Consider the following 12,409-nt stretch of genomic DNA (forward strand, 5'->3'; position numbering starts at 1 on the left):
CTCAGTCCTCCTTTTCTGGTCGGCCTTCCTTCTCGCGCCCTGCGCGGACGGCCGCGTGCCTCGGCCGGCCACTCCGGCCGCTCGATCGTCAGTCCTCATGCGCCGTCAGGAATCCGTTGCGCCGCCGCATCAGCAGCGCGGTGAAGGCCATCGAGAGCACGAAGAGGACGAGCGCGATGACGCACGCGGAGCCGTAGTCGAAGCGCTGGAAGCCGCGCTCGTAGACCAGCTGGGGCAGGGTCAGCGTCGACTTGTCGGGGTAGCCGGGCTCGAACTGCTGGCCCGAGTTGCCGATGATGCCGGACGCGACCTTCCCCGCCACCAGCGGCTGCGTGTAGTACTGCATGGTCTGGATGACCCCGGTGACCACCGCGAACATCACGATCGGCGAGATGTTGGGCAGCGTCACGTAGCGGAAGCGCGACCACGCGCCTGCGCCGTCCAGCTCGGCGGCCTCGTACTGCTCCTTGGGCACGTCGAGCAGCGCGGCCATGAAGATGACCATCAGGTCGCCGATGCCCCACACCGCGAGGATCGTCAGCGCAGGCTTGGACCAGTGCGGGTCGGTGAACCAGCCCGGGGTGGCGACGCCGAGGTCGCCGAGGATGTGGTTGACCGGGCCCGTACCGGGGTTGAGGAGGAAGACGAACGCCATGGTCGCGGCGACCGGCGGGGCCAGGTAGGGCAGGTAGAACGCGGTGCGGAAGAAGCCCGCGCCGGTCTTGATCTTGGTGATCAGCAGGCCGACGCCGAGGCCGAAGACGACCCGCAGCGTGACCATCACGACCACCAGCCACAGCGTGTTGCGCAGCGCCGGCCAGAAGAACGGGTAGTCGCGGAAGACGTACGTCCAGTTCTTCGTGCCGCTCCACGTCGGCGGGTTGACGCCGTTGTAGTGCATGAAGGAGAAGTAGACGGTGGAGACCAGCGGGTAGGCGAAGAAGACGCTGAACCCGATGATCCACGGGGACAGGAAGGCGAGGTTGCGCAGCGCCGCCTTGCGGCGCCGGGCCTTCAGCAGGGGGTGGACGGCGGCGCTCATCACTGGGCCTGCGCGATGTCCTTGTCGACCTGCGTGTCGACACCCCGCAGACCGGCGGTGAGGTCCTTGGCCTTGCCCGACTCGTAGGAGTAGCCGAAGTCCTGCAGCGTCACCTGGTAGGCGCCGCCGTTGACGCTCGGCGGGGTGGTGGTGCTGTTCGGGTTCTGCGCGATGTCGAGGAAGGTCTTGAAGCCCGGGTCCTGGTCCAGCTTCGGGGACTTCAGGGCGGCGAGCGTGGACGGCACGTTGTGGATGGCGTTGGCGAAGGACACGACCGCGTCGGTGTCGGTGGTCATGAACTTCACCAGCTCCCAGGCGGCGTTCTTCTTCGCGCTGGTGTTGGCGACACCGATGACGGTGCCGCTCAGGTAGCCCTTGCCGTACGTGTCGGCCTGGTCGTCGGGCACCGGGAAGGGCGCGACCGCGAGGTCGTTCATGCCGGCGTCCTTGGCCATGCCGAGCCGCCACTCGCCGTCGATGCCCATCGCGACCTGACCGGTGTGCAGCGGGTTCTTGGCGCCGAACTCGTCACCGAAACCGGAGCGGTACTTCTCCAGCTTGGAGAAGCCGCCGAGCGCCTTGACCATCTCCTGCTGCCAGGTGAACATCGCGGCGAATCCGGGGTCCTTGGCGATCTGCGACTTGCCGTCCGCGTCGAAGTACTTCACGCCCCACTGCGCGGCAAAGTGGCCCGGGGTGGACTCGTAGCCGTGGAAGTCCGGCATGAAACCGAGCTGGGTGTAGCTGTCGCCGGAGGCCTTGGTGAGCTTGACGGCGTCGTCCTTGAACTCGCTGAGGGTCTTCGGCGGCGCCGTGATGCCGGCCGCGGCGAATTCCTTCTTGTTGTAGTAGAGGCCGTACGCGTCGCCGAGCAGCGGCAGGGTGCAGCGCTTGCCCTGGAACTGGGTGTACTCCAGCATCGGCTTGGGGAAGGTCGTCTCGGGGTCGATCGCCGACTTCTTCAGGAAGGGCGCGAGATCGGCGAAGGTGCCCGAGGAGCAGAACTGCCCGACGTTGTCGGTGGTGAAGGACGACACGACGTCCGGGGCCTTGTCGCCGCCGGCCCGCAGCGCCTGGTTGATCTTGTCGTCGGTGATGTTGCCCTGCACCTTGACGTGGATGTTGGGGTGCGTCTTCTCGAAGCGGGCGACGTTGTCGTTGATGGCTTTCAGCTCGTTGGGGGCCGTCCACCCGTGCCAGAAGGTGATCGTGACGTCCTTGCCGGCGTCGTCGTCGGCCGAGGTGGTGCTCTGGCCGGTGCACGCGCTCGCGAGCAGGGCAATCGCGGCGCTCGCCGCCACGGCGGCCGCGGCCTTGCGGATACGGGTCACTGCTCTCTACCTCCGGGGGTTCTGCGGCCGGTCGGGGCCGGTCGAGGGTGTGCGGTGCCGCCGGGACGGCGGGGTGCCGTTCCGCTGCGGATGGTGCGGGTGGACGGGTCGGGGTGTACGGGGGCTCAGCGTGAGGTGTCGAACACCTCGTCGCGGGTCGTGGCGAGGGCGCTTTCCAGCGCGCCGGTCAGGACGGGGTGCATCTCCACGGTGCCCAGCACCAGCCGGGGCCGGGGCACCGCGAGTTCGGCCAGCTCGGACTGGATGAGGGCGCGCAGCGGCTCGCCGCCCGCGACGGCGACGTTCCCGGCCAGCACGATCAGCTCCGGGTCGACGACGGCCACCAGCGAGGCGAGGCCGACCGCCATCCCGGTGGCGCAGCGCGCCAGCAGCTCGGCGTACGGGCCGTCGGCGGCCTGCTCGCACTCCTCGTGCACGGCCGCGGCCTTGCCGAGCACCATTGCGGCGGCGTCCGGGAGCGGGGCGTCGGGGATCTCCAGGCCCAGCTCGCGGGCGTTGCGCAGCACCGCGTTGCAGCCGGCCAGCTCCTGGAAGCCGCCGTTGTTGGCCCGGGTGACGTTGCGGACCAGCGGGGTGCCGGGCACGGGCAGGAAGCCGACCTCGCCCGCGCCGCCGGTCCAGCCGCGGTGCAGCCGGCCGTTGATCATGAGGGCGGCGCCGATGCCCTCCTCGTTCCACAGCAGGACGAAGTCGTCGTGGCCGCGGGCGGCGCCGACACGCTGCTCGGCGACGGCGGCGAGGTTCACGTCGTTGTCGTAGTCGAGCGGCATCGGCAGGGCTGCGGCCAGCTCGTCCAGCAGCGCGGGGGAGTGCCAGCCGGGCAGGTGGCTGGCGTAGCGCAGCCGCCCGGTGCTGGGGTCGAAGGCGCCCGGGGTGCCGATGACCGCGCGGTGCACGTCGGGGCGGCTGAGCCCGGCGGCCTTCACGGCGCCGTCCAGTGCCGCGACGACCTGCTCGACGGCGCCCCCGGACCGGCGGCGCGGGGTGGGCAGCCGGAAGGAGCCCACGGTGCGGCCGGTGATGTCGGCGACCGCGGCCCGGATACGCTCGGTCGTCACGTCCAGGCCCGCGACGTAGGCGGCTGCCGGGTTGACCGAGTAGAGCTGCGCGTTCGGCCCGGGGTGGCCCGCGGTGGTGCCGGTGGCGAGCACCAGTCCGGCCGCTTCCAGACGGGCCAGCAGCTGCGAGGCCGTCGGCTTGGACAGGCCGGTGAGTTTGCCGATCCGGGTGCGGGAGAGGGTGCCGTGCTCCAGCAGGAGGTCGAGCGCGGCGCGGTCGTTCATGGCGCGCAACACGCGCGGGGTGCCAGGGGTGCCAGCCATGCGCGCCATCCTCCCTCAGTTCACTGTTAGGAAACCTTCCTATCGGTGGACGTCAAGGTAGGCCCGGCGTCGGCGGAGCGTCAAGGGATGCGCGGGGGAGTCGGCCAAGTCGTTACCGGCGCGGCCGCCGCCTCCGCGGCCGGGGTACGGGCCCCCCGGCGGCGAGCGGACGCGGGTCCGGAGAACGGGCTCTCCGGCGGCTGAGCGTGTACGGGTCACGGGTCCGGAGAACGGGCTTCTCCGGCGGCTGAGCGGTCACGGCCACGGATCCGGAGAACGGGCTCTCCGGCGGCCGGGCGCGTACGGGTCACGGGTCCGGAGAACGGGCTCTCCGGCCGGGATCAGGAGCCGTAGAGCTCCGTCATCTCCGTGATCGTGCTGCCGTCCAGGACGACGTCGTAGTAGTTCTGGCCGTAGCAGAATTCCTTGGACTTCTGGGCCTGGCCGCCGTCCCAGGTGTCACCGTTCGGGTCGGCGCACGATTTCACGTGCGCGATTCCCGTTTCCGGGCCTTCCGTGGCCCCGCGCTTCTCGGGCCCCTTCTCCCCGAGGATCGTGATCTTCGCGCTGAGCGAGAGCGCGTAGGTCTTGAGCGCGCCCACCGGGTGGTAGGCCGCGCCCTCGTTCATCGTCGGATCGCACGAGGCCTTCGCTTCGCGCGCGATGACGTTGTTCATCGCGCCCTCCACGTTGTTGACCCAGATGTAGGAATGGCCCGGCGCCAGGGTCGGGCAGGAATTGTGGTCCTCGCCCGCCGCTGTCGCCTTAGGTGCCTTGGGTGTGGCGGCATTGCCGGCCCCCGCGGTCGGGCTGCCGGTGTCGTCGGCCACCGGGTCGTCGGGTCCGCAGGCGGCGAGAGTGAACGCCGCGGACGCGATGACCAGGGCGGCCAGAATTTTCCGAGTGGAAATAGGAACCCCCGATTCCGGCCCGCGTGCCGGTGCGGCACGCGGGTGACTTGGTTCAAGCCGGAGCAGGGTAGCGAAGGCGTCGGCGATCTTGTCAAATCCCGAACGGCCGGTCATTTCGGACGCGCGCGAGGTGGGATTTCCGCCGCCCGCCGGACGCCGGTGCCGCGGAAAAGGCGGGCTCGGTCCTCACCGGCGGTCGAGGACCGGTTCGCGCCCGCGTCCGGAGCGGGCCGGCTCAGTCCTCGCCGGACGCCGGCGACGGCACGGCCGTGGGGCGCTGGCCCGCGGGCGGCGGGGCGCTCTCGTCGGCGCCGGGCGGCATCGGGGCGCCCTCGGCGGCGTCGGCCGCGGGGTCGGTCACGGTTGCGGCGGGGGCGCCGCCGGACAGCGGGATGCCCTCACGGTCGAAGGCCTGCTTGATCCGCCAGCGCAGCTCGCGGGCGACCGGCGCGGCCTTGCCCGGCATGGTCTTGGCCTGGAGCTGTATCACCGAGAACTCCGGGCCCACCGACTCCAGGCCCAGCATCTTCACCGGCTCCCACAGGTACTCGTCCCAGGGGTCCTCCTTGCCCATGACGTCCGCGGTCTCGGTGATCACCGTGCGTGCCCGCGTGAGGTCGGCCCCCGCGCCCACCTGGACGTCCACCGCGGCCGTCGCCCAGCCCTGGCTGAGGTTGCCGATCCGCTTGACCTCGCCGTTGCGGACGTACCAGATCTCGCCGTTGTCGCCGCGCAGCTTGGTCACCCGCAGGCCCACCTCGACGACCGTGCCGCTCGCCACGCCCGCGTCAATGACGTCGCCGACGCCGTACTGGTCCTCCAGGATCATGAACACGCCGGACAGGAAGTCCGTCACCAGGTTGCGCGCGCCGAAACCGATCGCGACACCGGCGACCCCCGCGCTGGCCAGCAGCGGGGCCAGATCGATCCGCAGCACCGACAGCACGGTGAGCGCCGCGGTGCCCAGGATCAGGAAGGACGCCACGCTGCGCAGCACCGAGCCGATGGCCTCGCTGCGCTGCCGCCGCCGCTCGGCGTTGACCAGCAGCCCGCCCAGCGCGGTCGCCGCCGCGGCCTCGGCGCCGCGGTTCATCCGCTCGATGAGCTTGCTTATCGTGCGCCGGACGATGGTGCGCAGCGCTATCGCGATGACCAGGATCAGCACGATCCGCAGGCCCGCGCTCAGCCATCCGGCCCAGTTGTCGTCGACCCAGCTCCCGGCCTGCGAGGCGGTCTGGGAGACGGAGTCGAGGGGGGCGGCGGGTGGGGGCGTCGCGGTGGACACGGGCGGAGACCTCCGGAGTGTTTCGAAGCATCCACAGTAACGAAGGACCGATGCCGTTCCGTTGTCCCGTCCGAGGGGCGGAAAGGCGTCCGGCGGGGGAGAAAATGGGGGAAGAAGGGGGGATAACCAGGGGAGCGGCGCCTGTCGGGGAGGTTCGGTGTGGTCCAAAACACTTCCGCTCCGTTACCCGGGCATGGTGGCGCCTCGCCCCGCCTTCCGGAGAGACTGAGACAGATCGTCCCGGCGCGAGCCACGCGCCGCCGGCGTTAAAGGAGGCATACGTGCCGCATGTCCTGGTCCTGAACGCGTCGTACGAGCCGCTCGGCGTCGTACCGCTCCGCCGTGCGCTTGTCCTCGTGCTCAACAACAAGGCCGTGTGCCTTGAGGAATCCGGCGCCTACCTGCACAGCGAGACACAGGCTCTGCCAGCGCCCAGTGTCGTCAAACTGACCAAATTCGTCCGCGTCCCTTTCCGCGGCACCGTTCCGCTCACCCGCAGGGCCCTCTTCGCCCGCGACGGCGGCCGCTGCGCCTACTGCGGCGGGGCCGCCACCAGTGTCGACCATGTGATCCCGCGCAGCCGCGGCGGCCAGCACGCCTGGGAGAACGTGGTGGCCGCCTGCCGCCGCTGCAACCACGTCAAGGCCGACCGCCACGTCGCCGAGCTCGGCTGGCGGCTGCGCCATCAACCCGCACCGCCCACCGGACTGGCCTGGCGCATCATCGGCACCGGCCACCGGGACCCGCGGTGGCTGCCATATCTGCAACCCTTCGGCGCGGATGACGCCCTGGCCCGGATCGACGGCATATCGGCCTGAGATCCGGGCCTTCGTGTGTCACGGGGTGCCCACCGCCACCCGGTGGGCCACCCCGTGACGCCGCACGCGCACCACGTCACGGAGGGTGATCGTACCGTCCTGCCGTGATGTCCTGTTCTGCGCGACGCCATGTCCGCTGACGGCGGCACCGGAGTTGTCCACAGCGGTTCCGCGGGGTGAACGGGTCGCGTGCGAGGATGGCTGTCTCACCTGACGAGAAGGAGTTGGGCCACCGTGCCTGGTACGAACCTCACGCGCGAGGAGGCGCAGCAGCGGGCGGGTCTGCTGACTGTGGACGGCTACGAGATCGAACTGGACCTGACGGGGGCCCAGGAGGGGGGGACGTTCCGGTCACGGAGCAAGGTGGTCTTCGACGTCGCGGGCGACGGTGGCACGAGCTTCATCGACCTGGTGGCGCCGGAGGTGCACGAGGTGGTGCTCAACGGAGCGCCGCTCGACCCGGCGGAGGTGTTCAAGGACTCGCGGATCGCCCTGGAGTGGCTGCCCGGCGGGCGCAACGAACTGGTGGTCGTCGCGGACTGCGCCTACACCAACACCGGTGAGGGCCTGCACCGCTTCGTCGACCCGGTGGACAAGCAGGCGTATCTCTACACCCAGTTCGAGGTGCCCGACTCGCGCCGGGTCTTCGCCGTCTTCGAGCAGCCCGACCTGAAGGGCACCTTCACCTTCACGGTCAAGGCCCCCCAGGGCTGGACGGTGGTGTCGAACTCGCCGACGCCCGAGCCGTCGTCCGACGGAGTCTGGTCTTTCGAGCCGACCCCGCGGATCTCGTCGTACATCACGGCGCTGATCGTCGGCCCCTACACCTCGGTGCACAGCAGCTGGGAGGGCGACGGCCGCAGCGTCCCGCTGGGCGTCTACTGCCGCCCCTCGCTCGCCGAGCACCTCGACGCCGAAGCCATCTTCGAGGTCACCCGGATCGGCTTCGACTGGTTCCAGGAGAAGTTCGACTTCGGATACCCGTTCGCCAAGTACGACCAGCTGTTCGTGCCCGAGTTCAACGCGGGCGCCATGGAGAACGCCGGGGCGGTGACGATCCGCGACCAGTACGTCTTCCGCTCCAAGGTCACCGACGCCGCCTACGAGGTGCGCGCCGAGACCATCCTGCACGAGCTGGCGCACATGTGGTTCGGCGACCTGGTCACCATGGAGTGGTGGAACGACCTGTGGCTGAACGAGTCGTTCGCCACCTACACCTCCATCGCCTGCCTCGCGCACGCCGACGGCTCCGCCTGGCCGCACGCCTGGACGACCTTCGCCAACACCATGAAGACCTGGGCCTACCGGCAGGACCAGCTGCCCTCGACCCACCCGATCATGGCGGAGATCAACGACCTCCAGGACGTGCAGGTCAACTTCGACGGCATCACCTACGCCAAGGGCGCCTCGGTGCTCAAGCAGCTCGTGGCGTACGTGGGGATGGACGAGTTCTTCACCGGCGTCCAGGCCTACTTCAAGCGGCACGCCTGGGGCAACACCCGCCTCGCCGACCTGCTCGGCGCGCTGGAGGAGACCTCGGGCCGCGACCTGAAGGCCTGGTCGAAGGCCTGGCTGGAGACGGCGGGCATCAACGTGCTGCGCCCGGAGATCGCCGTCGACGCCGAGGGCGTCGTGACGTCCTTCGCCGTCCGCCAGGAGGCGCCCGCACTGCCCGCCGGGGCCAAGGGCGAGCCCGTGCTGCGCCCGCACCGCATCGCCGTCGGCGCGTACGACCTCCAGGACGGCACGCTGGTCCGCACCCGGCGCATCGAGCTGGACGTGGACGGCGAGCTGACCGAGGTGCCCGACCTCGTCGGCGCCCGCCGCCCCGACGTGGTGCTGCTCAACGACGACGACCTGTCCTACGCCAAGATCCGGCTCGACGAGCAGTCCCTCGCCGTCGTCCGCGACCACGTCGGCGACTTCACCGAGTCGCTGCCCCGCGCGCTGATCTGGGCCTCCGCCTGGGACATGACGCGCGACGGCGAGGTCGCCACCCGCGACTACCTGGAGCTGGTGCTGCACGGCATCGGCAAGGAGACCGACATCGGCGTGGTGCAGTCGCTGCACCGCCAGGTCAAGCTCGCCCTCGACCTGTACGCCGACCCGGCCTGGCGCGAGACGGGACTGGCCACCTGGACGGCCGCCGCGCAGCAGCACCTCGCCGACGCCGCGCCCGGCAGCGACCACCAGCTCGCCTGGGCCCGCACCTTCGCCGCGACCGCCCGCACCGACGAGCAGCTCGACGTGCTCGCCGGGCTGCTCGACGGCTCGGCCGGCTACGAGGGCCTCGCCATCGACACCGACCTGCGCTGGACGCTGCTGCTGCGGCTCGCCGCGACCGGTCGCGCCGACGAGCAGGCCATCGCCGCCGAACTCGCCCTCGACCCGACGTCCGCGGGCGAGCAGCACGCCGGTGCCGCCCGCGCCGCCCTCCCGACCGCGCAGGCCAAGGCCGCGGTCTGGTCGGCGGTCGTCGAGTCCGACACGCTGCCCAACGCCATGCAGGAGGCCGTCATCGCCGGCTTCGCGCAGGCCGACCAGCGCGAACTGACGGCGCCCTACGTGGAGAAGTACTTCGCCGCGATCAAGAAGGTGTGGGCCGAGCGCAGCAACGAGATGGGCCAGCAGATCGTCGTCGGCCTCTACCCGGCGCACCAGGTCTCGCAGGCGACGCTGGACACGACCGACGCCTGGCTCGCCACCGCCGACCCGGCCCCGGCCCTGCGCCGCCTGGTCATCGAGAGCCGCGCGGGCGTCGAGCGCGCCCTGCGGGCCCAGGAGGTGGACGCGGTGTCCACCACGGACTGACCCCGGCCGGCCCCGGGGTACGTCACCCCGGGGCCGGAGGCTGCGCGCCGTGGATCCGCTACGGGCGGGGCGCCGGGTACGTCACCGGCGGCCGTCCGTCCCGGGCGGGTCGCGCGGGCCCGCCCGGACGCCGGACCCTCACCGGCCGGCCGCCGGCTGTGCGGGAGCGCGGGCCGCGGTCGGGGCGGGCCAGGTGCGGGAGGGCGGCGGAAGGCGCACGGCCGCGTCCGGCAGGCTGCGTTCCAGCCGGAGCAGCAGGGCCGCGGCGCCCAGGGCGGTACCGGTCAGCAGCAGCCACGGCAGCCGCGGGTCGGCGGCGGCCAGCGCGGTGAACAGCGACGGCGCCAGGATCATCGCGAGCGACCAGGACAGCTGGTACGCCGCCATGTAGCGCCCGCGCAACGCCTCGGGCGCCGCGGCCACGGCCAGCGAACTCGCCGCCGGGCTGTGCACGGTCTCGCCCGCGGTGTAGAGCGTGACCAGCGCCAGCAGCAGCCCCGCCGCCGCCCACCCGGCCGTGGGCCGCACGGTGGCCAGCAGCCCCAGCCCCGCGAAGGACGCGGCGAAGAGCACCGCGCCCAGCGCCGCCGCCCGGGTACGCCGGGCCCCGCCCCGCCGGGTGCGCCGGGCGACATGCACCCCGCCCACGGCACACAGCACCGTGTTGAGGGTGAAGGCCGCGCCGGTCAGCGCCTCCGGCCCGTGCAGCGGGCCCGCGATGAAGAGCGGGAAGAGCACGCCGAGGGCCGAGTAGCCCAGTGCGGTGAGGAAGTTGGCGCCGGTGAGGGCCAGGAAGGGGCGGTCGGCGGCGACCACCCGGTAGCCCGCCCCCGCCGTCGCCCGCGGGGCCTGCGCCGGTCGCCGCCCGGCGGGGGCGTGGACGCGGCGCATCAGCAGGAAGGCGACGCCGAAGCTCGCCGCGTTCAGCCACGCCGCGAGCGTGAAACCGCGGTCCCCGGCGAGCGAGACCACCAGCGAGGCGAGCAGCGCGCCCGCCCCCAGCCCGCCGTTGCGCAGCGCCCGGGACGCGGCTTGCAGGCGGTCCCGGTCCGCGGCCGCCGCCACCTCGCCGATCCAGGACTGCTGCACCGCGGGGAAGGCCCGGTCCCCGAGCGCGGTGCCGAGCGCGACGGCCGCGAAGGCGGGCAGCGCGGCGGCGAAGGGGTAGAGCGCGAAGCCGGTGCCCCGCACCCCGTAGAGCACGAGCTGCACCCGCCGGGCGCCGAACCGGTCCACCGCCGCGCCGGCCAGCGGCAGCCCCGCCATGCCGACCAGTCCCACCACGCTCAGCACCGCGCCGACGGTGGCGAAGGACAGCCCCGTGAGGTGGTGGAAGAACACCAGGCTGAAGGGCACGTACATGCCGGAGCCGACCGCGTCGACAGCCATCGCGGTGAGCATGGCCCGTTCGCCGGGCAGGCGGTCCTGCGCGGGGCGGCGGCGCAGCAGGGGGAGGGGCATGGGTGGCTCCGTGAGTAGATTGGCAGTCATTAGCTTAGCTCTAAGCTAGTTAACGTCAAGCTACTTTCTTGCCGTCGAGCGGCCGTACGCCCGATACTGGCGGGATGCGACATGGTGCGGAGAGCGAGGGGGGCGCTGAGCGCGCCGAGGGCTCTGCGGGTGCTGAGGCGGGTGACGCCGTTGACGCGATCACCGCGCAATGGGCCGTCGAACGGCCCGAGCTCGACACACTCGCCATGGCCGTCTACGGACGCGTCTACCGCATCGCGCGGGTGATGGGCGACCGGATGGAGACGGAGTACCAGCGGTACGGCATCGGGCGGGGGGAGTTCGACGTCCTCGGGACGCTGCGGCGGGCGGGCACGCCCTACACGCTGTCGCCGCGCGAGCTGTCCGCGACGCTCATGCTCACCACCGGGGGGATGACGGGTCGCCTCGACAAGCTGGAGCGCGCGGGGCTGCTGGTCCGTTCGCCCGACCCGCACGACCGCCGCGGGCTCCGGGTGACCCTCACCGACAGGGGCGTCGAGGTGGTCGACCGCGCGCTCGTCGCGGGGCTCGCCGTCCAGCACGATGCGCTTGCCGCGCTGGCTCCGGAGGAAGGGGCTCAGCTTGCCGCGCTGCTGCGGCGCCTGCTCGCGGCGTCTGCCGCGGGCGCGTGAGGGGCTGCCCCTTGCGGTGGGTGCTGCGGCTTTCCGCGGGTGGGGGCTGAGCGCGCAGTTCTCCCCCAGAGCTGCGCCTGGGAGGTACCCCCACGCGCCCCTAAGGGGTTGCCGCTTGCGGTGGCACGCCGGGCGCGCCGCCGTCGTAGCTTGTCGCGTAGTTCTCCCTTAGAGCTGCGCCTGGGAGGTACCCCCACGCGCCCCCTAAAACGCTCGCCCCGCGCGGCAGCGGCAGCCCTTCCGGAGGGGCTTGCGCGTGCCGCGCAGGGCGACAAACCAGGGGCGCGGGGAACTGCGCGGCCAATCACAGGAACGGGACGATCCCGCGACGGCGGAAAGTGGCAGCCCAGCGGGAAGGGGCGCGTGGGGGTACCTCCCAGGGGCAGCTCTGGGGGAGAACTGCGCGCTCAGCCACGACGGCGCGGCGGGCGCGCGGGACGCCGCAAGGGGCGGCCCCTTGCGGCGTGAACCGTCAGGCACCCCGCAGGGAGTGGCTACTTGCGGGACTTGTCCGTCACGATGACGAGGCCCGCGATGACCGCGAAAGCCACGATCGGGATGGCGACGTAGAGGCCGAGGGTCTGGGCGACGCTCAGGCCCGAGCCCGGGTCGTCGCCGTCGTCGTGCGCCACCGCGAACGCAGGCGACGACAGCAGCATCAGCACCGTGGCGGTCGCAGTGACGACGCCGGCGCGCATGACCTTCTTGGTGAGCTTCTTGTCCACGTGGCCAATGTAGTGACCAC

Annotated in this window: 10 protein-coding genes; 3 read left to right on the forward strand and 7 right to left on the reverse strand. The window is 71.8% G+C overall.

Annotation, left to right across the window (positions count from 1 at the left end; translation table 11 throughout):
• Positions 1–88: 88 nt before the first annotated feature.
• The 5 genes from ACWERV_RS17420 to ACWERV_RS17440 all read right to left on the reverse strand — a co-directional run bounded on the left by ACWERV_RS17420 (position 89) and on the right by ACWERV_RS17440 (position 5,912).
• Entirely contained in the window at positions 89–1,042 is a 954-nt protein-coding gene (locus ACWERV_RS17420; RefSeq protein WP_452933669.1) for a carbohydrate ABC transporter permease, read from the reverse strand.
• Positions 1,042–2,373: an ABC transporter substrate-binding protein gene (locus ACWERV_RS17425; protein WP_452933671.1), complete on the reverse strand. Its 1,332-nt coding sequence runs from the start codon at positions 2,371–2,373 to the stop codon at positions 1,042–1,044. The genes ACWERV_RS17420 and ACWERV_RS17425 overlap by 1 nt, the downstream gene beginning before the upstream one ends.
• Before the next feature lie 125 nt (positions 2,374–2,498).
• Entirely contained in the window at positions 2,499–3,725 is a 1,227-nt protein-coding gene (locus tag ACWERV_RS17430) for an ROK family transcriptional regulator (protein ID WP_452933673.1), read from the reverse strand.
• Positions 3,726–4,057: 332 nt separating this feature from the next.
• Positions 4,058–4,741, reverse strand: coding sequence for a hypothetical protein (locus ACWERV_RS17435; RefSeq protein WP_398181495.1), 684 nt, complete (start codon positions 4,739–4,741; stop codon positions 4,058–4,060).
• Between the two features lie 121 nt (positions 4,742–4,862).
• Complete coding sequence (locus ACWERV_RS17440; RefSeq protein ID WP_452933675.1) at positions 4,863–5,912, reverse strand: mechanosensitive ion channel family protein; 1,050 nt, start codon at positions 5,910–5,912, stop codon at positions 4,863–4,865.
• 281 nt (positions 5,913–6,193) lie between these two features.
• On the opposite strand from ACWERV_RS17440, the gene ACWERV_RS17445 reads away from it, so the two are divergent.
• Entirely contained in the window at positions 6,194–6,730 is a 537-nt protein-coding gene (locus ACWERV_RS17445; protein WP_031514630.1) for an HNH endonuclease, read from the forward strand.
• Between the two features lie 234 nt (positions 6,731–6,964).
• The gene (gene pepN / locus ACWERV_RS17450; RefSeq protein ID WP_452933677.1) at positions 6,965–9,541 is read left to right on the forward strand and encodes an aminopeptidase N; all 2,577 of its coding nucleotides are present in this window, start codon (positions 6,965–6,967) and stop codon (positions 9,539–9,541) included.
• 138 nt (positions 9,542–9,679) lie between these two features.
• Here the strand turns inward: pepN and ACWERV_RS17455 are convergent, their stop codons facing one another.
• A complete protein-coding gene (locus ACWERV_RS17455) occupies positions 9,680–11,002 on the reverse strand; it encodes an MFS transporter (protein WP_452933679.1) in 1,323 nt (440 codons plus the stop codon).
• A gap of 104 nt (positions 11,003–11,106) precedes the next feature.
• Here ACWERV_RS17455 and ACWERV_RS17460 point away from each other — a divergent pair, with 104 nt between their 5' ends.
• Positions 11,107–11,664, forward strand: a complete 558-nt coding sequence (locus tag ACWERV_RS17460; RefSeq protein ID WP_452933681.1) for a MarR family winged helix-turn-helix transcriptional regulator — start codon at positions 11,107–11,109, stop codon at positions 11,662–11,664.
• A 494-nt stretch (positions 11,665–12,158) separates the two neighbouring features.
• On the opposite strand, the gene ACWERV_RS17465 is transcribed toward ACWERV_RS17460, so the two are convergent.
• Positions 12,159–12,362 carry a hypothetical protein gene (locus ACWERV_RS17465; RefSeq protein ID WP_031514622.1) on the reverse strand — a complete coding sequence of 68 codons (204 nt, stop codon included), beginning with the start codon at positions 12,360–12,362 and terminating at the stop codon, positions 12,159–12,161.
• Positions 12,363–12,409: the final 47 nt, after the last annotated feature.

Source organism: Streptomyces sp. NPDC004031 (genome assembly GCF_053604375.1).

Bases quoted from the DNA above. Each gene is read 5' to 3' on its own strand.
- ACWERV_RS17435 (WP_398181495.1), bottom strand. From the start codon at position 4,741: ATGACCGGCCGTTCGGGATTTGACAAGATCGCCGACGCCTTCGCTACC.
- ACWERV_RS17465 (WP_031514622.1), bottom strand. From the start codon at position 12,362: ATGCGCGCCGGCGTCGTCACTGCGACCGCCACGGTGCTGATGCTGCTG.
- ACWERV_RS17430 (WP_452933673.1), bottom strand. From the start codon at position 3,725: ATGGCGCGCATGGCTGGCACCCCTGGCACCCCGCGCGTGTTGCGCGCC.
- ACWERV_RS17455 (WP_452933679.1), bottom strand. From the start codon at position 11,002: ATGCCCCTCCCCCTGCTGCGCCGCCGCCCCGCGCAGGACCGCCTGCCC.
- ACWERV_RS17420 (WP_452933669.1), bottom strand. From the start codon at position 1,042: ATGAGCGCCGCCGTCCACCCCCTGCTGAAGGCCCGGCGCCGCAAGGCG.
- ACWERV_RS17460 (WP_452933681.1), top strand. From the start codon at position 11,107: ATGCGACATGGTGCGGAGAGCGAGGGGGGCGCTGAGCGCGCCGAGGGC.